Source organism: Acinetobacter sp. YH12116 (genome assembly GCF_013418895.1).
GTDB classification, from domain to species: domain Bacteria; phylum Pseudomonadota; class Gammaproteobacteria; order Pseudomonadales; family Moraxellaceae; genus Acinetobacter; species Acinetobacter indicus.
The window spans coordinates 1-25,724 of the sequence record NZ_VPBE01000026.1 but is presented as its reverse complement, the minus strand read 5'-3'; the positions used below and the strand labels follow the sequence as shown (position 1 = coordinate 25,724).

The 25,724-nt window shown below is 46.6% G+C and carries 24 protein-coding genes; 14 read left to right on the top strand and 10 right to left on the bottom strand.

What is annotated here, in order from left to right:
- From FTU54_RS12620 to FTU54_RS12610, 3 genes are all read right to left on the bottom strand, one after another.
- The coding region (locus FTU54_RS12620; protein ID WP_180047028.1) for a transposase domain-containing protein at positions 1-183 on the bottom strand (183 nt) is incomplete at its 3' end.
- A gap of 239 nt (positions 184-422) precedes the next feature.
- Positions 423-1,598, bottom strand: a complete 1,176-nt coding sequence (locus tag FTU54_RS12615; protein WP_104470652.1) for an acetyl-CoA C-acyltransferase — start codon at positions 1,596-1,598, stop codon at positions 423-425.
- A 122-nt stretch (positions 1,599-1,720) separates the two neighbouring features.
- Positions 1,721-2,245: a GspH/FimT family protein gene (locus FTU54_RS12610; RefSeq protein ID WP_180047224.1), complete on the bottom strand. Its 525-nt coding sequence runs from the start codon at positions 2,243-2,245 to the stop codon at positions 1,721-1,723.
- A 381-nt stretch (positions 2,246-2,626) separates the two neighbouring features.
- On the opposite strand from FTU54_RS12610, the gene omp38 reads away from it, so the two are divergent.
- Positions 2,627-3,664 (top strand): outer membrane protein Omp38, encoded by a 1,038-nt coding sequence (gene omp38, locus FTU54_RS12605; RefSeq protein WP_168383424.1) that lies wholly within the window; start codon positions 2,627-2,629, stop codon positions 3,662-3,664.
- Positions 3,665-3,762: 98 nt separating this feature from the next.
- The gene (locus FTU54_RS12600) at positions 3,763-4,293 is read left to right on the top strand and encodes a hypothetical protein (RefSeq protein WP_045794979.1); all 531 of its coding nucleotides are present in this window, start codon (positions 3,763-3,765) and stop codon (positions 4,291-4,293) included.
- Positions 4,294-4,373: 80 nt separating this feature from the next.
- Here the strand turns inward: FTU54_RS12600 and FTU54_RS12595 are convergent, their stop codons facing one another.
- The 3 genes from FTU54_RS12595 to FTU54_RS12585 all read right to left on the bottom strand — a co-directional run bounded on the left by FTU54_RS12595 (position 4,374) and on the right by FTU54_RS12585 (position 8,307).
- Positions 4,374-5,837 carry an amino acid permease gene (locus FTU54_RS12595; protein ID WP_005175817.1) on the bottom strand — a complete coding sequence of 488 codons (1,464 nt, stop codon included), beginning with the start codon at positions 5,835-5,837 and terminating at the stop codon, positions 4,374-4,376.
- Positions 5,837-6,871 (bottom strand): class I SAM-dependent methyltransferase, encoded by a 1,035-nt coding sequence (locus FTU54_RS12590; RefSeq protein WP_180047223.1) that lies wholly within the window; start codon positions 6,869-6,871, stop codon positions 5,837-5,839. Before FTU54_RS12590 ends, FTU54_RS12595 begins: the two co-directional genes overlap by 1 nt.
- A 65-nt stretch (positions 6,872-6,936) precedes the next feature.
- Positions 6,937-8,307: a uracil-xanthine permease family protein gene (locus FTU54_RS12585; protein ID WP_005175824.1), complete on the bottom strand. Its 1,371-nt coding sequence runs from the start codon at positions 8,305-8,307 to the stop codon at positions 6,937-6,939.
- A 173-nt stretch (positions 8,308-8,480) separates the two neighbouring features.
- On the opposite strand from FTU54_RS12585, the gene typA reads away from it, so the two are divergent.
- Complete coding sequence (gene typA / locus FTU54_RS12580; RefSeq protein WP_005175828.1) at positions 8,481-10,313, top strand: translational GTPase TypA; 1,833 nt, start codon at positions 8,481-8,483, stop codon at positions 10,311-10,313.
- 174 nt (positions 10,314-10,487) lie between these two features.
- Complete coding sequence (mscL, locus tag FTU54_RS12575; RefSeq protein ID WP_005175830.1) at positions 10,488-10,925, top strand: large conductance mechanosensitive channel protein MscL; 438 nt, start codon at positions 10,488-10,490, stop codon at positions 10,923-10,925.
- Between the two features lie 146 nt (positions 10,926-11,071).
- Here mscL and FTU54_RS12570 read toward each other — a convergent pair whose 3' ends face one another.
- Together FTU54_RS12570 and mutM are read right to left on the bottom strand one after the other, a co-directional pair.
- Complete coding sequence (locus FTU54_RS12570; RefSeq protein ID WP_005175832.1) at positions 11,072-11,356, bottom strand: peptidylprolyl isomerase; 285 nt, start codon at positions 11,354-11,356, stop codon at positions 11,072-11,074.
- Positions 11,357-11,361: 5 nt separating this feature from the next.
- Positions 11,362-12,222: a bifunctional DNA-formamidopyrimidine glycosylase/DNA-(apurinic or apyrimidinic site) lyase gene (gene mutM / locus FTU54_RS12565; protein ID WP_168384080.1), complete on the bottom strand. Its 861-nt coding sequence runs from the start codon at positions 12,220-12,222 to the stop codon at positions 11,362-11,364.
- Between the two features lie 274 nt (positions 12,223-12,496).
- On the opposite strand from mutM, the gene otsB reads away from it, so the two are divergent.
- From otsB to FTU54_RS12525, 8 genes are all read left to right on the top strand, one after another.
- Positions 12,497-13,336, top strand: a complete 840-nt coding sequence (gene otsB, locus FTU54_RS12560) for a trehalose-phosphatase (RefSeq protein ID WP_005175835.1) — start codon at positions 12,497-12,499, stop codon at positions 13,334-13,336.
- Positions 13,287-14,717, top strand: coding sequence for a trehalose-6-phosphate synthase (locus FTU54_RS12555; RefSeq protein ID WP_127800811.1), 1,431 nt, complete (start codon positions 13,287-13,289; stop codon positions 14,715-14,717). Before otsB ends, FTU54_RS12555 begins: the two co-directional genes overlap by 50 nt.
- A gap of 193 nt (positions 14,718-14,910) precedes the next feature.
- Positions 14,911-15,888 carry an acyl-CoA dehydrogenase gene (locus FTU54_RS12550; protein ID WP_180047221.1) on the top strand — a complete coding sequence of 326 codons (978 nt, stop codon included), beginning with the start codon at positions 14,911-14,913 and terminating at the stop codon, positions 15,886-15,888.
- Positions 15,876-16,670, top strand: a complete 795-nt coding sequence (locus FTU54_RS12545) for a PIG-L deacetylase family protein (RefSeq protein WP_005175842.1) — start codon at positions 15,876-15,878, stop codon at positions 16,668-16,670. Before FTU54_RS12550 ends, FTU54_RS12545 begins: the two co-directional genes overlap by 13 nt.
- Positions 16,651-17,265, top strand: a complete 615-nt coding sequence (locus FTU54_RS12540) for an SAM-dependent methyltransferase (protein WP_180047219.1) — start codon at positions 16,651-16,653, stop codon at positions 17,263-17,265. The genes FTU54_RS12545 and FTU54_RS12540 overlap by 20 nt, the downstream gene beginning before the upstream one ends.
- A complete protein-coding gene (locus FTU54_RS12535) occupies positions 17,262-17,942 on the top strand; it encodes a glycosyltransferase family 2 protein (RefSeq protein WP_180047217.1) in 681 nt (226 codons plus the stop codon). Before FTU54_RS12540 ends, FTU54_RS12535 begins: the two co-directional genes overlap by 4 nt.
- 162 nt (positions 17,943-18,104) lie before the next feature.
- Entirely contained in the window at positions 18,105-19,229 is a 1,125-nt protein-coding gene (locus FTU54_RS12530; RefSeq protein WP_180047215.1) for an NADH:flavin oxidoreductase/NADH oxidase, read from the top strand.
- 59 nt (positions 19,230-19,288) lie between these two features.
- Positions 19,289-20,224 (top strand): AEC family transporter, encoded by a 936-nt coding sequence (locus FTU54_RS12525; RefSeq protein WP_180047213.1) that lies wholly within the window; start codon positions 19,289-19,291, stop codon positions 20,222-20,224.
- A 58-nt stretch (positions 20,225-20,282) separates the two neighbouring features.
- Here the strand turns inward: FTU54_RS12525 and FTU54_RS12520 are convergent, their stop codons facing one another.
- Positions 20,283-21,095, bottom strand: coding sequence for a tetratricopeptide repeat protein (locus tag FTU54_RS12520; protein ID WP_005175859.1), 813 nt, complete (start codon positions 21,093-21,095; stop codon positions 20,283-20,285).
- A gap of 277 nt (positions 21,096-21,372) precedes the next feature.
- Positions 21,373-22,098, bottom strand: a complete 726-nt coding sequence (locus FTU54_RS12515) for a folate-binding protein YgfZ (RefSeq protein ID WP_163146089.1) — start codon at positions 22,096-22,098, stop codon at positions 21,373-21,375.
- Between the two features lie 254 nt (positions 22,099-22,352).
- On the opposite strand from FTU54_RS12515, the gene acnD reads away from it, so the two are divergent.
- Positions 22,353-24,959 (top strand): Fe/S-dependent 2-methylisocitrate dehydratase AcnD, encoded by a 2,607-nt coding sequence (acnD, locus tag FTU54_RS12510; RefSeq protein ID WP_127800825.1) that lies wholly within the window; start codon positions 22,353-22,355, stop codon positions 24,957-24,959.
- A 167-nt stretch (positions 24,960-25,126) separates the two neighbouring features.
- Positions 25,127-25,639, top strand: coding sequence for a hypothetical protein (locus FTU54_RS12505; RefSeq protein WP_180074813.1), 513 nt, complete (start codon positions 25,127-25,129; stop codon positions 25,637-25,639).
- The last annotated feature ends 85 nt before the right edge of the window (positions 25,640-25,724 follow it).

The window sequence follows — 25,724 nt, the reverse complement described above, 5'->3', positions numbered from 1 at the left end:
CAAGGCAAGCCCAAGAACAAGCCAAACCACGTGCTCAGCAGGTAATTTTCTCCTTCTGATCGATGCCTTACCTGTTTGATGCAGAGATGTTTCAATCCAATTTAAGTCAATAAGTTCACAAAAATGGTTGAGTGATGGGAGAGCATGTTCAAGAGTGGATTCTAAATGTTCAGATAAAGACATAAAAAAATGAGCGTATTTACATACACTCATTTTTACTACATTTTTCTAATATTTGCTTAACTGACTGGCATTATCTCCAAGTGGAGGCTTTTTATTTTCCTTCCTAGTAGTTCTCTCTCCCTTTGGGAGAGAGTTAGAGAGAGGGTAGATCTCTCCCTGGCCCTCTCCTTGTAGGAGAGGATTGGGAATGATTGATTGAATCCCTCTAAGTCTCCCCTTTAAGAAAGGGAGACTTTCAATTAAAGCAACTCAATCGCCACAGCAGTTGCTTCACCGCCACCGATACATAGGGCGGCGATACCACGCTTGCCACCGGTACGTTTTAGGGCATGAATTAGGGTTAAAATAATACGTGAACCGGTCGAACCAACTGGGTGACCAAGTGCACAGGCACCGCCATTGATGTTGACTTTTTCTGGGTCCAGTTTGAACTCGTCCATTGGACACATGGTCACCATGGCAAAAGCTTCATTGATTTCCCACAGATCCACATCTGCAACCGTCCAGCCGGTTTTATCCAGAACTTTTTGAATTGCACCGACTGGCGCAATGGTAAATTCAGATGGATGCTGTGAATTCGAAGCATAGGCAATCAGCTTGGCTAGCGGTTGTAAACCTTTTGCTGCAGCGTTGTCTGCTGAGGTTAATACAAGTGCAGATGCACCATCCGAAATAGAGCTGGCATTGGCCGCAGTAATGGTGCCATCTTTAGCAAACGCTGGGCGTAGTGTTGGAATTTTTTCAATATTGGCGTTGAATGGTTGTTCATCTTTATCGACCACGACATCGCCTTTACGGGTAGACACCGTTACAGGCACGATTTCATCGGTAAAATAACCTTCATTCACTGCAGTTTGTGCACGTTTTAATGAACGAATAGCAAAGTCATCCATTTGCTCGCGGGTATAACCTTTGGTATTGGCCATGTCCTGTGCAAAAGAACCCATTAAACGGCCGGTTTCTGCATCTTCAAGGCCATCTAGGAACATATGGTCTTTGACTTCACCATGGCCCATACGGAAACCGCCGCGTGCTTTTGGCAGAATGTACGGCGCATTGGTCATTGATTCCATACCACCTGCAACCACGTAAGTTGCTGAACCGGCTTTAATCATATCTGCGGCTTGCATGACCGCTTTCATGCCTGAACCACACAATTTGTTAATGGTTACAGCACCGGTTGAATCCGGTAAGCCTGCCTTACGCATGGCTTGACGTGCAGGACCCTGTTTTAAGCCGGCCGGTAAAACACAGCCCATAATGACTTCTTCGATATCGGTCGGTTGTAAGCCAGCACGAGAAATAGCGGCTTGAATGGTGGCTGCACCTAAGTCGGGTGCGGTTAAACTGGCAAGACTACCCTGAAAACCACCCATTGCTGTCCGTGCACCATTAACAATTACGATATCCGTCATCGTTGTATCTCCAATCTGTTTCTAATCAATTCAATATTTATTTTGAGCTTAAGCCCTAGCAGTATAGGGGAAAAATCCACAGAATAAAGCGTAATTTTCATACATCTTTAGACGCATAAGTTTTAGCAGCTATTGGGAAATTCTATGCGTAGAAAACCACGATTACTGAGGAAAATACGCTGATTGGGGGTAAAACCTGAACAATAATAAAAACTGCCATTGGAGCCTAAAGGCAAGCCCTGCTGGGCGTTAAATCTGAGGCTGGGCAGAGACAGGGCACCTTTCCATTCCAGGTTACCGTATTTCAGGCGGGTCTTTTCGGTTAAGACAATGGATTCGCCAGAGTCGAGGCTTCGGTTGCGGTTATGATCGATAAAAATAATAAAGCCATTGTTCCATTGATTATTCTGACATTGCTGCAGATCGGCACTGGGGCAAATTACAATATTGGCGCGATAGGTGAGGGCTTGGGATTTGGCCAGGTTAATACTATATTGCAGTAAATAACGGATGCGCTTGGCTTCTTGCTGGGCCAGATATTGCTGAAAATGAGGCAAAGCAATCGCACTGATGATGCCAATGATTGCTACCACCACAATGAGTTCAAACAGACTAAAGCCTGAAGTGTGAGATTTGATCGGGTACATACTAAGTAGACCTATAATTTTTATATTTTTATTGTGTTTCTGTAATACAAAATATTGTTTTGTAATATTTTTCTAGGTTGTCATTATTTTTACGCATCTTTCTATAAAGCTGCTAAAATAAAGTGAAAGTGGAAGTGACAATAAGCTATCCACAACAAAAAATTGAGTAAAAATTTACCGAATTACAACGGAAATTGTAAGTAATTTTGTCAATAATTTACTTGATTAAAATTATCAAGCACTTGGAAAAAGAATAAAGTGTTTGTATGATTCAAAGTGACTAGCTTAAAAAGAAAACTGGGGTAAAAAGCCTATCTCAGGATAGCCAAAACTTTAGGCTTGAGCTTGAACAACAATTTGTTATCTCTGGAGGATAAATCCATGAAAATGAGTCGTATTGCATTAGCAATGCTCGTAGCTGCTCCTTTAGCTGCTGCAAACGCGGGCGTAACTGTTACCCCATTAATGCTTGGTTACAACTTTATTGATACTAAACACAACAACGACAAGCTAACAGATGGTCCAGAATTACAGGACGATTTATTTGTTGGTGCAGCACTTGGTGTTGAACTTACTCCTTGGTTAGGTTTCGAAGCTGAATATAGCCAAGTTAAAGGTGATGTAGATGGTGCTGGTGAAGGCGCTGAATATAAGAAGCAGCAATTAGCTGGTAACTTCTATGCAACTTCTGACTTAATTACCAAAAACTATGACAGCAAAGTGAAGCCATATGTACTTCTAGGTGCGGGTCACTACAAATATAAAGCAACTGGTGGTGATGCTGATTGGGCTGGTGAAAACGAAGGTACTATCGGTAATGCTGGTGTGGGTGCATTCTGGCGCTTAAACGATGCTTTATCTCTTCGTACAGAAGCACGTTCAACATATAACTTCGATGAGAAATTCTGGGACTACACAGCTTTAGCTGGTCTTAACGTAGTTCTTGGCGGTCACTTGAAGCCAGCTGCTCCTGTAGTAGAAGTTGCTCCAGTTGAGCCAGTTGCTCCAGTTCAACCAGCTCCACAAGAGTTGACTGAAGACCTGAACATGGAACTTCGCGTATTCTTTGATACCAACAAATCAAACATCAAAGATCAATACAAGCCAGAAATCGCTAAAGTTGCTGAAAAACTGGTTGAATATCCAAACGCAACAGCGCGTATCGAAGGTCACACAGACAACACTGGTCCACGTGCACTGAACGAACGTTTATCTTTAGCTCGTGCGAACTCTGTGAAATCTTCACTTGTAAACGAATACAATGTTGACCCAGCTCGTCTGTCAACTCAAGGTTTCGCTTGGGATCAACCGATTGCTGACAACAACACCAAAGAAGGTCGTGCTATGAACCGTCGTGTATTCGCGACAATCACTGGTAGCCGTACAGTTACTGTACAACCAGAAGCAGCTGCTCAATAATTTGAGTAGACCTTAGAAAAAACGACTCTTCGGAGTCGTTTTTTTTTATAATGGAATTTTATTGCCTTAGAAATCCCGCAGTCTGGGTAAGATGGATTATGAGCACAGAAATTCCGGATCAACTCCTTCAACTTGAAGCCAATGGTGGTATTTTTGCTATTTGGAAGATTTTTCAGCACTATGGGATTGATCTGGAAATTGCCGATCTGGTCCAGCTGTGCCGGCATAATAATGAAGATGGCACTTTCGGAATTGCGCTAGCGGTTGGGCTGAAAAAGCTAGGTCTTGAGGTGAGCTTTCATACCGATCCTGATCCGCACCAGCACCCGACGGAAGTGTTGTGTTATCAGGAAGCGCAGCAATTACAGATTCCGCTACAGCCGGCACTCAGCTATAGCGCTTTGCAGACATGTGTTGATCAGGGCCGCTTTGTGATAGTGTTCTATGACACACTAGAAGGTGTGGGGAATCATTCCTTAATCTATTCGATGGATGCAGAAGAGGTCTGTTTCTTTGACAGCTTTGATGCAATGCCAGCACAGGTTTTCGAGCAGCAGCGTCAGGCAGAGGGCATTTGCCGTCAGGCCATTGTGATTGATGACCGAAATTTTGTGATGCGTTATAGCTAAGCCACATTTATCGAGATCATAAAAAAAGCAGTCACTTGGACTGCTTTTTTGTTGAGTGCTTTTAAAGAAAGCTGAATCAATTATTCACGGTCGATCTTCATCGGCTGCACATCCATCTGCTGATAAGGAATCAGCTTGGTTTTGTATTTCCATTTATAGCCTAACCAGATGGCCAGGAACAATAAAATCCCGATATAGGTGGAAAGCACAGCCAGCCACTCACCATCAAGTACCGCCTGATAGTTCTGGCCCAAGACCACAATCGCACATAAAGTGAAGGCAAACCACGGTGCGAATGGGAAGAACTTGGCGCGATACGCCAGATCTTCAAGTTTATAACCCTGAGCAAGATAGCCTTTGCGGAAACGGTAGTGAGAAACTGCAATACCCAGCCAGACAATAAAGCCACACATGCCTGACATATTTAGTAGCCAGTTAAAGACCTGTTCTTCACCAATAAAGGTGGTCAAGAAACATAATGCAGCAATGGCTGTAGTGGCATACAGCGCATTCATTGGTACGCCGCGTGGATCAAGACGGGCAAAGGCTTTTGGTGCACTACCTTTACGTGCCATATCAAACAGCATACGCGTAGAGGAATACATGCCTGAGTTACCCGCAGACAGAATCGCAGTTAGAATGACTGCATTCATGACGCTGGCTGCAAAGGCAAAACCGGCCTGTTCATACAGTAAGGTAAACGGTGACAGTGCCACATCATCTGTTGCAGCGGCCTGGAGTAATCGTGGATCATCATAAGCAATCAGGGTGCCGATAATGAAAATACACACGATATAGAACAACAGGATACGCCAGAAAATCTGTTTGATTGCAATCGGAATAGTTTTCTGTGGATCTTTGGATTCACCTGCAGCCACGCCGACCATTTCTGTGCCCTGGAAGGAGAAACCGGCAATCATCGCCACACCAATCAGGGCTGATAAACCACCGACAAAGGGTGCTTCACCTTGGCTCCAGTTACCAAAAGTTGCAACATCCGGGGTCATCATGATCTTGGCGATCATGACCAGACCAATAATAATAAAGATGATAATCGCAAGCACTTTGACTAAAGAGAAGAAGAACTCGGACTCACCAAAGCCTTTGACTGTCAGGGCATTAATCGCAAACACCACGGTCAGGAACAGGGCACTCCAGTAGAAACCGGGAATATCCGGGAACCAGAACTTCATGATGAACTGTACCGCAACCAGTTCAAATGCCACGGTAATGGCCCAGTTATACCAGTAGTTCCAGCCTAGCGCGAAACCAAAACCACCTTCGACATATTTGCTGCCATAGGTAAAGAATGCACCTGAGGTCGGATTGTGGGTCGCCAATTCGCCCAAGCTGGTCATCAAGAAATAGATCATGACGCCAATCAGGGCATAGGCCAGTAATGCACCACCCGGACCAGCATTGGCAATGGTCGCACCGGAGGCCAGGAATAAACCGGTCCCGATCGATCCGCCAATGGCGATCATATTTAAGTGGCGAGCACCGAGCTTACGCTGCAGCTGTCGGCTGTGTTGAGTTTCGCTCATCATACTTCCTTAACATTTTTTTGAGTGCTCGCGAACAGCACTTTAAAACCTTGTTGATCTGCCTTGACCGTACACTGGCCAAAACTCTGTTCAATCAACAGGGGATAATTTAAAAAGCGGTTGGCCACAATCCACAGTTCACCACCCGATTTCAGGTGGCGGCGCGCAGTTTTGCACAGTTTTTCGCTGGCATCATAGTCGGTCTGAATCCCCTGATGAAAAGGCGGATTGCTGACAATGGCATGTAAAAACAGCGGCGCATCTTCAATGCCACTGACGGCTTTAATTTCAAGCTGCTGCGGATTGAGCTGGTTGTGCTCAAAAGTCATTTGGGTTGAAGCGAGTGCAAAAGCATCTACATCCAGCGCGAAGATACGGTTATCTGGATTCAGCTTGGCCAGATAGGCACTGATAATGCCGGCGCCACAACCAAAATCGGCAATTTTACCCGATGGCACCTGGCATAAATAAGGCAGGAAGACCGCTGTACCGATATCAAGCCGGTTCTGGCTGAACACACCTGGCAGGGCACAAATCTGTAGATCGCCTTTCGGCGTCGCTACAGTATAACGCTGCGCCCAGTCGGCCAGTGCTTTTTTCTCGACGCTGCAGTCTAGTGTTAATTGCCAGAGTTGGCAATGACGGGCACTGTCGAGTTTTAAGGCTTTACCATAAGGCTGTAGCTGTTTGGCCGCACGTTCGACGCCGCCTTTTTTCTCACCGACCAGAAAAACACTGCTGCCGGTTTGCAGATGGGCGGCAACATTGTGCAGCACATAATTCAGCAGTTCTTTAGATTTCGGCACAAAAATAACCGCCTGATCAAATTCGCCTTCTGGAAAGTCGGCACCAAAATGAACGGGGGCAGTCTGGTTCTGGAAATAGTGGTAATCGTTAAAATTCCATGTCCAGAAAAAAGGCTGGACCGATTCACCGAATTCAGCGAACAGCTGGTCTGTAGGCGCATTGATCAGTAACACACGACCTGATAAATAATCATATTGTCGTAATAGCACTTCGCTTTTAGCATCCATGAGTCGCTCTCCAATAGAAAAACACTGTCCAAGTCCGGCTCAGACAGTGTTTTCTGGACATGAAATTACTTCTTGGTTTCAGGTAATACAATATTCAGAATCAGTGCTGCAATACCGCCAGTCGCAACACCTGAGCTAAAGATATTACGGAATAATTCTGGCAGATGTTCCAGAATTTGTGGCACTTGTGCAACGCCTAAACCCAGTGCCAGAGAAATGGCAATGATCAGCAGGGCACGACGGTCCAGATGAATACCCGATAAAATGTTAATTCCCGATGCGGCTACCGCACCAAACATGACCATGACAGCACCACCCAGAACGGCTTGAGGCACAGCCTGAATCACGCCCGCAACAGCAGGTAATAGGCCTAAAATCACCAGCATCGCGGCAATCCAGATTCCGACATAACGGCTAGCCACACCGGTTAACTGAATCACACCGTTGTTTTGTGCAAATACCGAACTTGGGAAGGTGTTAAAGATACCGGCCAGGAATGAGTTAGCACCATTGACCAGCACACCACCTTTAATACGCTGCATCCATTTTGGACCATCCACAGGCTGGTTCGACAGTTTTGAGGTTGCAGTGATGTCACCAATCGCTTCTAAAGACGTGACCAGGTAAATAAAGGCCATTGGAATGAACAGGCTCCAGGAGAATTCCAGACCAAAGTGCATTGGAGTTGGCACTTGTACCAGTGGCGCTTCCTGCAGACCAGAGAAGTCCAGATGACCCATAAAACCAGCCACAATATAACCCACGATCAGGGCAATCAGGATGGCGGAGCTTTTAATCCAGGTCACATTAATCCGGTTCAGGATAATGATTAACGCTAAAACGGTACAAGACATGATCAGGTTATCGGCATTGGCGAAAGTCTTGTCCGACATGGCCTGATAGCCACCGCCCATACTGATTAAACCTTCTTTAATTAAGGTTAAACCAATCAGCAGGACCACAATCCCGGTCACCAGCGGGGTAATCAGTTTTTTAACCCATGGCAGAATTTGTGAAACACCCATCTCGATAAATGAACCGGCAATCACCACACCAAAAATAGCAGCCATAACCGACTCAACTGGTGTACCTGCTGCGACCATTGCAGAACCAATCCCGATGATTGGGCCAATAAAGTTAAAGCTGGTGCCCTGAACAATTAACAGTCCGGCACCAAAAGGACCTACTTTTTTAGCTTGCAGGAAGGTTGCAATCCCCGAAATCACCAAAGACATCGATAAAATCATGTTGGTGTCTTCTTTGGAAACACCCAAGGCCAGACAGATCAACAGACCTGGTGTCACAATCGGGACAATAATGGCCAATAAGTGTTGGAAGGCAGCAAGAAAAGCAATAAATGGTTTAGGACGGTCATTCAGACCATAGACCAAATCCAGTTGCGGTTTTTGATCAGGAGATGAATTAAATTCAGACATAAGTCAAAAGCAAATTAGGCTAGGTGGCGGTATTCTAATCGAGTTACACGTCTTTACAAACTTTAAATCGTCGCTTCTGTCGAAAAAAGTTCGATTGTCAATAAAGTGTCACTACTAAATGAGAGTATTTTTCTGTATAATTTGCCCTCAAATTTAAAGCGTATCGAATTTACATGTCAGATATTAAAACTCTCCGCAACATCGCGATTATCGCGCACGTTGACCACGGTAAAACCACTCTTGTAGATAAACTTTTACAACAATCAGGTGCTCTCGGTGAACGAGCGGGCGAGATTGAGCGTGTCATGGATTCAGGCGCTATTGAAAGTGAACGTGGTATTACCATTCTTGCAAAAAACACTGCAATCAAATGGTTAGATAAACGTACCGATACTGAATACCGTATCAACATCGTGGATACCCCGGGACACGCCGACTTCGGTGGTGAAGTTGAACGTGTCATGTCGATGGTGGATTGCGTACTTCTTCTGGTTGACTCACAAGAAGGTCCAATGCCACAAACCCGTTTCGTAACGCAAAAAGCGTTCGCACGTGGTTTGAAGCCAATCGTGATCATCAATAAGGTCGACAAGCCAAACGCGCGTCCTGACTGGGTGATTGACCAGGTATTCGATTTGTTCGACAACCTGGGTGGTACTGACGAGCAGCTAGACTTCCCGGTGGTATATGCGTCTGGTTTACGTGGTGTTGCTGGTCCATCTCCAGAAGAACTGGCTGAAGATATGACACCGTTGTTTGAAACCATCGTAGACATCGTTGAACCACCAGCAGTTGACGTTGATGGTCCATTCCAGATGCAAGTGTCTTCACTGGACTATAACAGCTTCGTGGGTGTAATCGGTGTTGGTCGTATCCAGCGTGGTTCTGTAAAACTGAACACACCTGTAACTGTCATCGACAAAGATGGTAAAACACGTAACGGCCGTATCTTAAAAATCATGGGTTACCACGGTTTAGAGCGTATTGATGTAGATTCTGCATCTGCGGGTGACATCGTATGTGTAACCGGTATGGACGAGCTGCATATTTCTGACACCATCTGTGATCCGAAAAATGTTGAAGCGTTACCACCGCTTTCTGTAGACGAACCAACCGTGTCGATGACATTCCAGGTCAACAACTCGCCGTTCGCGGGTAAAGAAGGTAAGTTTGTGACTTCACGTAACATCCGTGAACGTCTAGACCGCGAATTGATTCACAACGTTGCACTGCGCGTTGAAGATACTGACAGTCCTGACCGTTTCAAAGTGTCTGGCCGTGGTGAACTTCACCTGTCAGTTCTGATTGAAAACATGCGTCGTGAAGGTTTCGAGATGGGTGTATCTCGTCCGCAAGTGATCTTGAAAGAGATTGATGGCGAAATGCAAGAACCATACGAAAACGTGACTTTTGACGTTGAAGAACAGCACCAAGGCGCTGTGATGGAACAAATGGGTAACCGTAAAGGTGAGATGACCAATATGGAAGTGGACGGTAAAGGCCGTATCCGTATTGAAGCAACTGTTCCTTCACGCGGCCTGATTGGTTTCCGTTCTGAATTCATGACCATGACGTCTGGTACCGGTATCATGACCTCTAGCTTCTCGCACTACGGTCCAATGAAACAGGGTTCTGTAGCAAAACGTCAAAACGGTGTACTGATTTCTATGGTTCAAGGGACTTGCTTGGGCTATGCACTGTTCAGCTTGCAAGACCGTGGTCGTCTATTTGCTAAACCTCAATTGGAAGTTTACGAAGGTATGATCGTGGGTATTAACTCTCGTTCAGACGATATGGTGGTGAACCCAACCAAAGCGAAACAGTTAACCAACGTACGTGCATCTGGTACGGATGATGCGTTAACTCTGGTTCCTGCAATTGAATTCACACTTGAACAAGCACTTGAATTCATTGAAGATGATGAGCTGGTTGAAGTAACGCCGAAGTCAATCCGTATCCGTAAGCGTTACCTGACTGAAAACGAACGTAAGCGTAACAAATCTTAATTTTTAAAATTAAGAAGAAAAAAGAAACCGCCAGGTCCACTTGGCGGTTTTTTTTGTATTAAATGTTCTAAAACTACTTGGAAATAATTGAAAAAAGCGTACATTAAGCAGAAATCAAATCCTAGTAATTATGTATACTTCATCACATAAATAAAGATATATTCTGGAGCGCATATGAGCATTTTAAAAGAATTTAGAGAGTTTGCCATTAAAGGCAACATGATGGACCTGGCAGTCGGTGTCATCATTGGTGGTGCATTCGGTAAGATTATTGATTCACTGGTAAAAGATGTGATCATGCCGCTGATTTCATGGATTTTAGGTGGTGATGTCGATTTCACCAATAAATTCCTGATTCTGGGTGATAACCCGAACAATGTCCAAACCTTGGCTGCTGCCCAGGAAGCCGGTCTGAACATTTTCCATTATGGTAATTTCCTGACCATCTTCATTAACTTCCTGTTATTGGCCTGGGTGGTGTTCTGGTTGGTGAAACTGATGAACAAAATGCGCCGTAAGCAGGAAGCAGAGCCAGAACCGGCAGCAACTCCAGAAGATATCGAATTACTGCGTGAAATTCGTGACGAATTGAAAAAACGTCCGCAGGCGTAATTGAAAGCAAAAGAAAACGGCGCAAAGGCGCCGTTTTTTTATAGAATCCCTCCCAACCTCCCTTCTTGCGCTTCATTTAAAGCTTTGCTTTAAACTGGCTCAGAGAGGAGAAGACCCCCCTTTACCAAAGGGGGATTTAGGGGGGATTAAAAATCCATCCGGAATTTAATTTCCACCAAATGAAAACCAAACTGGCTTTTGACCGGACCATGCAACACCCGTTCAGCAGCCGTAAAGACCAGTTTATCAATCACTGGGACCAGTTGGCCTTTTTTCACTTCACCGAGTTCGCCGCCACGTTTGGCTGAGTTGCAGGTGGAATACTGTTTGGCAATTTTGGCAAAGTCTGCACCTGCTTGCAGCTTCTTTTTCAGCTGCTCGGCAGTATCTTTATCTTTTACCAGAATATGACGGACGATGGCCGTTTTCATGGGTATTACCTCGCTGTATGTTTCGGCTTGCTGGCTTTAGGATGAGCCAGTTTGACTTTCTTCAGCGGTTGGCACTCCGGGCAAAACACTGAGGCGCGCTGACCAAGCTTGAGGTTTTCCAGTGTGGTTTCACAGTTGACACACATTTCACCGGCACGACCATAGGCCAGCAGGGTTTGCTGAAAATAGCCATTTTCACCCATGGCATTGCTATAGTCGCGTAAGGTCGATCCACCCAAATCAATGGCCTGTTTTAAAATCCGCTTGATCTCCAGGGTCAGCTGCTCAATCTGTTCCAGACTTAAGCTCGACGCCGGTTGTGCCGGGTGAATGCCCAGATTAAACAGACTTTCTGTGGCGTAAATATTGCCCACGCCCACCACCACATGGTTATCCATGATTGCAATTTTAATGCCGACATTTTTGTTTTTCAGTTTATCGGCCAGATAGTGAGCATTGAAAGCATCACTTAAAGGTTCAGGCCCGAGCGTATCGATCAGTTTGCTTTGCGAGTTTTCATCTAGCCAGAGAATACAGCCAAAACGGCGCGGGTCGTGGTAGCGCAGCTGAATATCATCAAACTGGATAATCAGATGGTCATGTTTGCGCAGTTCGGCCTCGGGCTCACATAGGCGGAAGCTGCCGGACATGCCCAGATGCCACAGCATGCTGTCCTGTTCAAACTGGGCCAGAATATATTTGGAGCGACGGGTCAGGTTCAGTAGTTTTTGCCCGACCAGTTTGTGTAGATCGTCTGGAATTGGCCAGCGTAAGCTGGACTGGCGTACCTGCACGGCGTGCACACGCTGTTCTAGCAGCGGTAATAAACTGGTTTTGGTGGTTTCAACTTCAGGTAATTCAGGCATGGACAGGCTTCGGCATGAGGATGCAGCTAATATCGGGTTGAATCTTGAAAAATACAAGACAGGGCAAGGCTGCATTATAAAGTGAATTGCCGTACCGCGCAGCCGGATCAGTCTTGCGGCTCAAACTGAACATTCACAGAAAAATAAAAGCGATTCAGCGTCCAGGTAAAAAAATGTAAGCCTGCACATCATTAATGTTGAAAATCACATGCCGCCCATAAAAAAACGCCAAGATAGGGCAAAACAAAAATGAGTTATCCAGATGAGGAGCAATATGCATACGCCGCAACACATCATCGAGATCTGTCAGCAGCAGCAACGTCAATTAAGTCTGTTTCTCGATTTAGACGGCACTCTGGCCGATTTTCAGCTTGACCCGCAGCACAGTTTTATTCCCACCTCGACTTTAAACACCCTGGCCGAATTATTGCAGTTGGGGATTCCGGTGAGTGTGGTTACTGGCCGTTCCATTGAGATGGCCAGACAGCTGTTACAGCAGTTACCGCTGCCGATTGCTGAGTTACATGGATTACAAATTTGGTGGAATAGTACAAAGAAATTACAACTTGATTTAAGTCATATTAATTATAAGCAGCTCCGGGCAGACCTGAGTCAGGCCTGTCGCGCCTACCCGAATTTACGTATTGAGGATAAGCAGTTTTCGGTAGCCCTGCACTACCGGGAATATCCAGAGCTTGCGCCGGTTGCACAGCAGATTATGGCGGTGCTGCAAGTGCGTTATCCTCAACTTAAGCTCAAGCAGGGCAAGTGTGTGGTCGAGCTTTTGCCTCAGCAAGCGAGTAAAGGTTTTGCAATTAGTCGCTTACTGGAAGCAATGCCAGAAAACAGCACTTTTCCCATTTTTATTGGTGATGATGTGACGGATGAAGATGGATTTGCTGTGGTCAATCAGCATCAGGGTTTGAGTATTAAAGTCGGTGAAGGCGAGACACAGGCCCACTATCGGCTGGCCAATACCCAAGCCGTGGCGGAGTTGCTGCATTTAATAAAAATACATTGCGAAACAGGAGCAATGACCATCAAAAGAGGATGTGAGGGTAAAAATGTCAAAGCTAATCGTGTTATCCAATCGGGTCAGTTTACCGAATCCTGAAAAAAAAGCCGCAGGTGGTCTGGCGGTGGCCATGCAAGATGCACTGCATGATATTGGCGGGGTCTGGGTGGGCTGGAATGGTGAAAGAGTCGAGCAATTTTCCCAGCTGAAATTCGACTCGGTGCAGCATCAGGGTGTGGAATATCTGACCAGCCCCTTAACTGAACAGCAGTACCAGCAATATTACTGTGGCTTTGCCAACAATGCCTTGTGGCCGGCCATGCATGATCGCAGCGATTTAATTGAATACTCCACAGACGAATATCTGACTTATCAGGAAGTCAATCGCATGTTTGCCGAACAGCTACAGGCGATTGCTGAGCCGGATGATGTGATCTGGGTGCATGACTATCATTTTTTCAGTATCGCCCGGCATTGCCGCCAGTTAGGCATGCATAACAAGATTGGTTTTTTCCTGCATATTCCTTTTGCCCATGAAGCGGTGTGGCGGGAAATTCCGGTGGCATCACGTTTACTGCAAGACCTCTGTGAATATGATGTAGTTGGACTGCAAACCCAGCGCGATCAGCAGCAATGTATGCGCATTTGCCAGACCATGCTCAGTGGTGAGGAAATTCATCCTTATATCCTGCGTTATCAGAATAAGCTGACCATGATGAAGAGTTACCCCATTGGGGTGAATCCAGACCTCATCCAGCACGCGGCCGCTCAGCCCTTAACGAGCACCCAAGATATCTTTGATTTTGACTCCCTGGCCCAACAAAAAACTATTATCGGCGTTGACCGGATTGATTATTCCAAAGGGCTGCTAGAACGTTTTGATGCTTTTGCCCATTTCCTGGCTTCTTATCCTGAATATCACCAGCAGGTGGTGGACCTGCAAATTGCCTGTCCATGCCGCATGGATATTCCCGCCTATCAGCGCCTGTACCAGCGTTTAGAAGACCAGATTGCCGCCATTAACAGCCAATATGCTACAGCAGACTGGTTGCCGGTGAATTGCAGTCATCAGACCTTGGCACATGAAGTGCTGATGAAAATTTACCGCCAGTCGGATATTTGCTGGGTCACTTCTTTAAAAGACGGTATGAATTTGGTGGCCAAAGAATATATTGCCGCTCAGGATGCCGATAATCCGGGCGTGCTGATTCTGTCCGATAAAGCCGGTGCCGCAGACCAGATGCCGGATGCACTAATTGTGAATCCACATGACCGCGAGGCCATGACGCGAGCCCTGAAACAGGCACTGGAGATGCCGCGAGCAGAGCGGATACAGCGTTACAGTCGCTTAATGGATGGTCTGAAAAAATTTGATATTGCCGACTGGCGTACTACTTTCTTAAATGATCTGCGCCATAACAGCTTCCTGTATCACTACAAGATGCCGCTTCGCGCCCAGGTCTCGCCGGTGATTCACTAATACGTTAACAATTTTCAATATTTATCTGCCCAGCCACGTGCTAAATCTAAACAGGGTCATCAGTTAAAAACATCAACATCGCCGTACCGTGACTGCAAGTTTGGCTACTCATGCCCGCTTGTGGTCACTGTGCTGGCAATGATGACAACCGGATAGATTGAGAACAATTATATATTTGGAATATAGAACCACTATGGACCAGATTCTGGCTGAATTTGAACAGCAGACAGCGCCTACCGCCGAAGATTACGTCACCACACTACGCCGTTTGCTGGCAGTATCACCTGAATTTCCTCATCCGGGCAGGGGGCAAACCCTGCTGCGCTGGCAACTGCTGGCCAAAGTTGCGGCCACCGATTTAACTTTGGTGAAATGGCTGGAATCACATTTCGATGCGCTGAGTATTTTAAACGAACTACAGATTCAGTCCGTTCCGGCGGGCTGGTGGGCAGTCTGGGCCGCGGAAGGCCATCCACAACCTGTACAGTATGAGCAGGGCTATTGTTCCGGTTATAAGGCTTGGTGCTCGGCGGCATATGCGGTGGATTTTGGTTTAATGACTTATCGCGGTGCAGATGGCCAGTCACAATTATTGATGGTCGAGATGCAGCAGCCTTCAATCCAAGTAGATGATAGCAGTTGGCAAGCCATCGGTATGCAGCAGACGGCCACAGCAACTGTTCATTTTCAGCACACTCCAGCCACACGCATTGCACAACCCGGAGATTATCTGAATCGGTCGGGCTTCTGGCATGGTGCAGCCGGTGTTGCGGCCTGCTGGTATGGTGCTACAGTACGTCTGGCTGAATATTTACAGCAGCATGTGCAGCAGAAAACCCATGCCTATCATGAATTGTATTTGGGCGAAGTCAGTACCCGACTGGCCGTGACACGACAGTTTTTTACCCATGTGGCTGCCCAGATAGATGCAGCGCCGGCACACAGCCATGAACTGATCATCCGGATGTTACGCGCCCAAGTTGAGGATACTGCGCTATTGGTACTGGAAAAGGTCGGAAAAGCGCTAGGCGCACGACCTTTTTGCGAGCAGGCACATTTTGCCCGGTTGGCTGCCGACTTGCCGGTATTTTTGCGCCAGAGTCATGCTGCTTTTGATCTGGCTACAATTGGCCGCTTATCGCTACAGGAGGGGCAAACATGGCAACTCTGATCGATCCGGTAGTCGGTGACCGGAAAATCTATGGTAGCGGTACCGATCAGGCGCAGTGGCTCAATTGGTCCGGACTGACCGGGCTGCCGGATTTGAATCTGACGCAGCACTTTCCTGAGCGTGGCCGGGTACTAATTTTCGCGCCACATCCCGATGATGAAATTCTCGGTTGTGCGGGTCTGATGCAGCAACTGGCCGCGGCAGGGCGTGAACTGCTGCTGGTTGCAGTAACCAATGGTACCGGCAGCCATCCTCGGTCAAAACGTTATAGCGTTGAGCAGCTGAATGTGCTGCGGCCACAAGAAAGTCTGAATGCCTTGGCGGTGCTGGGACTGGAACATAAGGTCCAGCGCATTGCCCTGAACATTGCAGATGGCCAGGTGATGCAGGCTGAATCCGAACTGTTGCAGCAGCTACAAAACTGGGTGCAGCCTGAGGATATTCTGGTGACCACCTTCGCTCAAGATGGCCATCCCGATCATGAAGCCACCGGACGGGTGGTGCAGCATTGGGCTAGACAGCACCGGCAGCGCTGTTATCAGGTGCTGATTTGGGCCTGGCATTGGGCCATACCGGCAGATGCACGGATTCCCTGGGCGCAGGCACGAAAACTCCGTTTAACTGCACAGCAGCTGGCTTTAAAACAGCAGGCGATTCAGTGTTTTAAAACTCAGATCGAGGCTGATGACACTATTCACCAGCCGCCAATTTTATCGGCAAAAACCATTTCACGACTCTTAATCCCGTACGAGGTCTATATTGATGCGACTGAACACGGATGACTATTTTGACCAGCTGTATCAGGACAATGATGATCCCTGGCACTATCAGCAGCGCTGGTATGAGCAGCGTAAACGGCAGCTGTGTCTGGCGGCCTTGCCGCAGGCGCAGTTTCAGCGGGTCCTGGAAATTGGCTGCAGCAATGGCATCTTCAGTGAATTGCTGGCTCCGCGTTGTCAGCAGCTCATCTGTGTAGATGCCCACCGTCGTGCGGTTGAACTGGCACAGGCCCGTCTGGCGAGGTTTGCGCATGTGCAGGTGCGGCAACAACGTGTCCCTGAAACCCATCTGGCGCTGGAAAATGATAGTCTATTTGATCTGATTATTCTCAGTGAAGTGGCCTATTACCTGCGTCCGGCCGAATTAGTGCAGCTAATGCAGCAGCTGCAGCAGTGTTTAAGTGCAGACGGTACGCTGCTGGCCTGTCACTGGCGTTACCCGATTGCAGGCTTTGAGCTGAATGGCGATCAGGTACATGCCTGTTTAAGGCAACAACTGGCACTGCATCATTATTTGCAGATGAATGATCCGGATTTTCTGCTCGATCTCTGGACTCAAGATGCACAATCTGTGGCTGCGCGGGAGGGACTGATATGAGGATGGCGGTGGTGGTGCCTGCCTATAACGAAGCCGAAACGCTGGGCGCCTGTCTGGCGGCTATTCAGCAGGCCATTGCACAATTACCGCCCGTTGTGTCTGAAGTAAAGGTGCTGGTGGTGCTGGACAGTTGTGATGATCAGTCTGTTGAAATTGTACAACAGGCCGGAATCGACTACTTGTGTTGTGAAGTACGCTGTGTTGGTAAGGCACGGGATTTGGGCGTGCGCGCCATGATTGCCAAAGGTGCTGACTGGATTGCCTGTACCGATGCCGATACCCAGGTTGATGCGCAGTGGTTATCTGCACAATATGCCCATCAGCCGGCAGCACTGATTTGTGGCGTGGTTGAAATTAAAGACTGGTCGCCTTTATCTGCGGCCGCCCGGCAGAAATATCTGCGCCATTATCAGGATAAAATGGACCATCGGCATGTGCATGGGGCCAATCTCAGTTTTTCTGCTGCGGCCTATTTAAAAGCCGGTGGTTTTCAGGCCAGCAGCTGTCATGAAGATGTGCAGCTGGTCGAGCAGATGCAGTGCTTAAACCTGCCGATTGTCTGGAGTAACCAGGTACGGGTCACCACCAGCAGTCGTCTGGACAGCCGGGTCAGTGATGGTTTTGCCGCCTATTTGAACCGGCTTGTCGTGCTGCGTCTGAAGTGTGAGCGATTGTGAAAAAATGGCTGTCATCGGGCTGACAAAAACACAGCGTATTTTGATCAACACCACAGTTTAATTCGGTTACATAAAGCGGTAAAAATAAACAGCTTTTAGCCAATTCGGCCGTCTATCTCGGTTAGAATAATTTTCATGAAAATCATAAGGCAGGATCGCCCCATGGGATTATTATTTGAACCTATCCGTTTTGGCACGCTTGAATTAGACAACAGAATTATTATTGCCCCCATGTGTCAATATTCGGCCAATGATAAAGGCGAGCTCAGCTATTGGCATGAGCAGCAATGGGCTAACTATGCCTTGTCGGGTGCCGGTTTATGTATTATTGAAGCCACGGCGGTACAGCCAGAAGGGCGGATCAGCTATGCCGATTTAGGCCTATGGAATGATTTGCAGCGTGCGCAGATGAAAGCCTTGCTGGCCAAAGTCAAAACTTTGTCACCAATGCCATTTGCGGTGCAGCTGGCACATGCCGGACGTAAGGCATCTACCGATAAACCGTGGCTGGGCAAGGACCAGTTTGCGCCGGATCATGCCCAGGGCTGGCAAACCGTATCGGCCAGTAATTTGCCGTTTAACCCGACCGATCATGCCCCTCATGCACTAAGTCTGAATGAAATTGAACAGGTGATTGCCGACTTTGCCAGTGCTGCGGTGCGTGCAGTGGATGCCGGCTTTGATTTAATTGAAATCCATGCTGCCCATGGCTATCTGCTGCATCAGTTTATGTCGCCGTTATCCAATGTCCGAGATGATGAATATGGAGGCAGTTTTGAAAACCGGATTCGTTTAACCCTGGAAGTGTTCCAGGCCATGAAACAAGTGGTGCCAGAAGGTTATCCGATTGGGGTGCGTCTGTCTGCTACCGACTGGATGGATGCGCAGGGCGGCTGGAATATCCAGTCTACGGTTGGGGTGGCCAAAGCGCTGGAACAGTTGGGCGCAGCCTATATTCATGTGTCCAGTGCCGGTCTGCATGCCCAGCAGAGTATCGAGATCGGGCCAAGCTATCAGGTGCCTTTTGCCCATGCCATTAAACAGGCGGTGCATCGTATTCCGGTGATTTCTGTGGGCCTGATTACCGAAGCGGTGCAGGCTGAAGAAATTCTGCAAAATCAGTATGCAGATGCCATTGGACTGGCACGAGCGATGCTTTATGATCCACGTTGGCCGTGGCATGCCGCTGCTGAACTGGGCGGGCAGATTGCCATCGCGCCGCAATACTTGCGCTGTCAGCCGCATGGTTTAAAAGATTTATTCCATCCATTTCCTGTTCAGGAATAAGCAACAGCAGCATCAGGGATGATGCATTTTAGATCTCGTTCTAGAGAAGGAAGGCACTTTTGTTGCTGAATATTTTACTGCCCTTGGTGGCAGTACTGGCGCTGGGCTATAGCAGCGTACGTACCAATTTTCTGGCGGCCACGCATATTCAGGCGCTGAGCCAGTTTGTGATGAAGGTTTCACTGCCAGCCTTTTTACTGTTTGCCCTGGCCAGTAAAGACCTGGCCGAAATCTGGCATCCCGGTTATTTTATTGGTTATGGGCTGGGCTCGCTGATCCTGTTTTTTCTGGCGCTAGCCATTTATAAAGCCTATTTCCGGCATAGCCTGACCCATGCCAGTGTACTGTCGATGGGCGCGTCGATGTCCAATACCGGTTTTATTGGCACGGCTATTTTAACCCTGCTGATTGGCAGTCATTCCGCCATTTATCTGTCATTAACTCTAATTATTGAAAACCTGATTATTGTGGCGATGGTGCTGTTTCTGGCCGAAGCCGGTTCGCAAAAGCAAGACCATCATCTTTCGGCGTTATATCTGAAAACCTTAAAAAGTCTGCTAAAAAATCCGGTGATTCTGTCGATTATTGCCGGGATGGCCTGTGTCTTGCTTAATTTAAAACTGCCGGACAGCATCAATCAGATTCTGGAGATGCTCGGCAAAACTGCATCGCCGTTGGCTTTATTTGTGATTGGCGGCAGTCTGGTCGGAATGCGGCTGCACTCGGTTAATCTGCAAAGTGTGCTGCTGGTCGGGATGAAAGTCCTGCTGATGCCGCTGGTTATTTTCACCTTGTTGTGGAGTTTGCCCAATGTCAGCTCAGAAATGCTGTTTGTTGGTACGTTGCTGGCGGCATTGCCGATGCCTGTGGCCTTTGGGATTTTTGGCCAGAATTATGGCCTGAATGAACAGGCACTCCAGCCTTTAATTATGAGTACGGTCCTGGGTTTAATCGGAGTGGCTTTCTGGTTAAGTCAGTCATCGCATTTTCTTTAAATCTTTATGTATCCCAAATAAAAAAGCCCGGTCATCGGGCTTTTTTCGGTCAGCCGCATTAGCTTTTCTTGGCTGCTGCTTTTGGTGGATTCTTGGCTTGATCGGCGATCATCTTGTCCACCACAGCCAGCGATTCTTTGGCTTGCGGGACATTTTCCTTGGCCAGGGCAGAGAAAATCTTTTTCGCTTCCGGCAGGTTTTGCGGCACGATGTTGCCATTGGTAAACATATTGCCAACCGCCATCAGTGCTGGAATATAGCCTTTTTGTGCTAAATCCTGAATGCTTTTTAAGCCCTGCTGAATGGGTGCTTCATTTTTGTTTTTAAAGCCCAGGCTAATGTCATATAAGGCTTTGGCATGAATGGCCTGATTGTTGCCTTTTTTAATGAGGGGTTCCAGTAATTGCAGGCCTTTTTTATCTGAATCGGCTTTGTTTTCAGAGAAATACACCACCGCTAAATCAATGGTGGCATCATGAAAGCCTTGTGATGAAGCTTTTTGCAAATACTGTTTGGCTTTATTGGTATCCTGTTTTAGACCCAAAGTGCCGGTCAGATGGTTTTTACCGAGTACATAATTCGCCACCGGATAGCCTTTTTTCGCGGCCTGCTCATATAGCTCGATGGCTTTCTTTTCATTTTTGGCCGTACCTTGGCCGGTTTGGGTCAAATAACCCAGATTATAAATCGCTTGCGGATTACCGGTTTTGGCCAGTTTGTCTAATTCCTGATAGGCTCCGCTCAGGTTGTTGGCTTTGACCATGGCTTCAATTTTGGCGAAAGCCGGATCGGTCGGAATACTGTTATTGCTGTTGGCGAGGGTAAATTGTGTCGAAAGGGCAACCAGACTTGCCAAAATCAGTTTTTTCATCGTTGTATAAAACCTTGTATCAATGACCACATAATTCCATTTATGTGTGGGGAATAAATTGTCACTCATCATCATAAGATGAAATCAAAGAATGTAAATATAGATGTATCGGAATCCGGTAATTTTTTCAAACCACGTAGGAACAATAATAAAAAAATCCTGAATTTAAGGATTGCTTCAATTTGTAAATCAGTCTCGTTTTTTTTGACGGATAAAAAAACAACCCAAGTTACACGTGTCACTTGGGCTGTTTTTCATAGATCTGCTAGTGACACGCTTAATTTTGCGGCCGCGCCACATCACCGCTTAAAGCTTCAGGTAAATCCAGAACCGTTACATCCATCTCGGCTAAGGCATCCGGTTTTGCTACCACCAAAGCTTGATAACCGCTATCAATAGCCAGGCTATTCACTACTTCTACATCATTGTTCAGTTTGCTGGCGATAGCTGGAGCATCGCCTGTACCTTGAATCAGATGCAGCCAGTGTTTTGGCTTGGCTTTAAACCATAAACGGGCAATCACTTCCTGACCCAAATAACAGCCTTTGTCATAATGAATGCCTTCACGCTGATGCAGGCGCAGTTCCTGTGGCTGGAACAGTTCCGCGGTGCTGGCCTGAATCCAGGCCTGACCACTTTCAAGCGCCTTTAATTGCCATGCTTGAATATCCTGTTCAGTACTTGTGAACTGGGTGCTTAAACCGTTTACGACCGGATAAACCTGACCGGCTTCTTCCAGTTTCATTTTCGAGAAAGCACCAAACTTTTTAATGTGTTTGGCAAAGTCTTCAGCTTGATCGGCCGTTACTACAATTTCAAACTGTTCAGCATTCTGTTTGGTCAGCCATAAACCAAACAGAATACGGCCTTTCAGGCTACAAATTGCAGTATAACGGGTTTCGGTTTGCGGCAGTTTTTCGACATCTACCGTGACTTGACCTTGTAAGAATTTTTGCGCATCTACACCGTTTAAAGTGAATGCAGAGAAAGTCAGATTACTCATGTTCTAATCTCGAAACCGTATCTAATACTAAAGAATGAGGTTAATTTTGCGCTATTTTTCAAAAAAAATCATATTTCTGGCCAGAATTTTCTATTAGATGTAACCAAATTTTTCAAAAATGTATTATTTTTAACTTAAGTTTATGAAATATATGAAATTTGGGAAATAGGCTTCGGGCAGCGTACAATGCCAAGCAGCATGAATGTTAAACAACAAAACTTTGAAAGAAGAAGTCAGAACAAGGCAGGTACGCTATGAATAACAACTACCGTAAACCGCTGCAAGGCACCCCGCTAGAATATTATGATGTGCGACAAGCCGTTGAAGATATTCAGCCAGGCGCATATGCCAAACTTCCTTATACCTCCAAAGTGCTGGCCGAGCAGTTGGTGCGTCGTTGTGATCCAGCCATTTTAGAGCAGTCCTTACGCCAGCTGATTGAACGCAAGCAGGAGCATGATTTTCCATGGTATCCAGCACGTGTAGTCTGTCATGATATTTTGGGGCAAACGGCACTGGTCGATCTTGCCGGTCTGCGTGATGCCATTGCCGATCAGGGCGGTGATCCATCCAAAGTCAATCCGGTGGTGCCAACCCAGCTGATTGTCGATCACTCACTGGCGGTGGAATACGGTGGATTTGATCCGGATGCATTTGAGAAAAACCGTGCAGTCGAAGACCGTCGTAATGAAGACCGTTTCCATTTTATTGAATGGACCAAAACAGCCTTTAAAAATGTCGATGTAATTCCGGCAGGCAACGGCATCATGCATCAAATTAACCTGGAAAAAATGTCACCGGTAATTCAAAACCGTGATGGCGTAGCATTCCCGGATACCTGCGTGGGTACAGACTCGCATACCCCGCATACCGATGCGCTAGGCGTGATTTCAGTCGGTGTGGGTGGTCTTGAAGCTGAAAATGTGATGCTGGGTCGTGCATCTTGGATGCGTCTGCCGGACATTATTGGGGTAGAATTGGTTGGTCAGCGTCAGCCGGGCATTACTGCGACGGACATCGTCTTGGCGTTAACTGAATTCCTGCGTAAAGAGCGTGTGGTCGGTGCCTATTTAGAGTTCTTTGGTGAAGGTGCGGACAGCATGTCAGTGGGTGATCGTGCCACCATCTCCAATATGACCCCTGAATATGGTGCAACCGCTGCGATGTTCTATATTGATCAGAACACCATCGACTATTTAACCCTGACCGGTCGTGAGCCTGAACAAGTCAAACTGGTTGAAACCTATGCCAAAGAAATTGGGCTTTGGGCATCTGACATGACACAGGCGGAATATCCACGTGTGCTGCGTTTCGACTTATCAACGGTAACCCGTAATATTGCAGGGCCGTCGAACCCACATGCACGTGTATCCACAAGTGACTTAAAAGAAAAAGGCATTGCCGGTATTGTTGAACAGCGTACCGATGGTTTGATGCCAGATGGTGCCATCATCATTGCCGCGATTACCTCATGTACCAATACCTCAAACCCACGTAATACCGTTGCGGCAGGTTTGCTGGCACGTAAAGCCAATGAGCTCGGTCTTGTGCGTAAACCTTGGGTGAAATCGTCATTTGCACCGGGGTCTAAAGCAGCTGCGCTGTATTTGGAAGAAGCGGGTGTACTGAAAGACTTAGAAAAACTCGGTTTTGGCATCGTCGCTTATGCATGTACGACTTGTAACGGGATGTCAGGCGCGCTTGATCCAAAGATTCAGCAAGAAATTATTGACCGTGACCTGTATGCGACTGCGGTGCTGTCGGGCAACCGTAACTTCGATGGTCGTATCCATCCGTATGCAAAACAGGCTTTCCTGGCATCTCCACCACTCGTGGTTGCCTATGCAATTGCCGGTACCATCCGTTTTGACATCGAAAAAGATGCGTTGGGCACCGACCAGAACGGTAATCCAATTTATCTGAAAGACATTTGGCCGTCGGATGAAGAAATTGATGCATTAGTGAAAACCTCGGTGAAGCCTGAGCAGTTCCAGAAAGTCTATATTCCAATGTTTGACTTGGGCGAAGTGGAGCAGGCGGCAAGTCCGCTATATGACTGGCGTCCGCAAAGTACTTATATTCGCCGTCCACCATATTGGGAAGGCGCGCTGGCTGCACCGCGTACATTAGCCAATATGCGTCCGCTGGCAATTTTGGGCGATAACATTACCACTGACCATTTATCACCATCGAATGCAATTATTCTGGATTCGGCGGCAGGTGAATATCTGGCGAAAATGGGCTTGCCTGAGGAAGATTTTAACTCCTATGCCACCCACCGCGGTGATCACTTGACGGCACAACGTGCAACGCTGGCCAACCCGAAATTGTTTAATGAAATGGTGGTACGTTCTGACGGTACCATTAAGCAAGGTTCCAAAGCGCGTGTCGAGCCTGAAGGCGAAGTAATGCGGATGTGGGAAGCGATTGAAACCTACATGAATCGTAAACAGCCGCTGATTATTGTTGCCGGTAAAGACTACGGCCAAGGCTCAAGCCGTGACTGGGCGGCTAAAGGTGTACGCCTTGCTGGTGTTGAAGCGATTGTGGCAGAAGGTTTTGAGCGTATTCACCGAACTAACCTGGTTGGGATGGGTGTATTGCCGCTTGAGTTTAAGCCGGGCACAGACCGTAAAACTCTAGGTTTGGATGGTACTGAGCTTTATAGCGTGATTGGTAATATTGCACCTCGTTCGACTTTAACACTTGTGATTGAGCGTTCCACGGCTGATGGTAAAAACCAGATTCTGGAAGTGCCAGTAACCTGCCGTTTAGATACCGAAGAAGAAGTGTCAGTTTATGAAGCGGGTGGGGTGTTACAGCGATTTGCGCAGGACTTCTTGGAAGGGAATGTGGCTTAATTATTAAATGAATCCTCCCCAACCCTCCTTTAAGAAAGGAGGGAGTTTCTCTTTTTTTCTTATGCCATGTATGGCTTAGGGTTGGGGGAGATTAAAGTTATTGAAATTGCGTAAGAAATAAACTAATTTAATTTGTGTTAATTTTGCTCAATTGAGTCGGGGCATCTATGCCAGATAGATTAGAACTAACTAAAAATGTGCTTTTTTTTAAATGTGATTCGCCAAATACTGATCAAGAAATTGAAAAAATTTTAGAACTCGCTACAGAAAATAAGGAAAGTAATACAAATTTTGTGATTGATCAATTCAGGGCAAAAAATAGGACGAATAGAGGAGTTGATTACACGGTATCAATTAAGGTCTTTCCTACAGTTAGACCAGTATATTTCCTTGATGATGATACTTTTGAAGATCGTATATATGCTTATATATTAGTTATAGAAATTAATGATTATTTAGTGATTTTAAGTAAAAGTTGCTCAACATTTTTGGCGTATGTTAAAGAAAACTTTAAGCTAATAGAAGTAGCAGAACTCAGTAGATTGGTAGGAGATAATGCAGAGTTTCAAAAAATAGCTTTACGCAACATGACAGTTTCTGAAAAAGCAGTAAGAAATAGATCCTATGAAGGAAATGATGGCAGAGTAAAACTTGAAGTGCGACATAAACCACCTAATTAATTTAAAGGGTTTATGGAGTATATAAAATTGTCATACCATCATCTTAGCTTTGAAGATCGTACTGCATTAATGCTTGAGTCAAGAA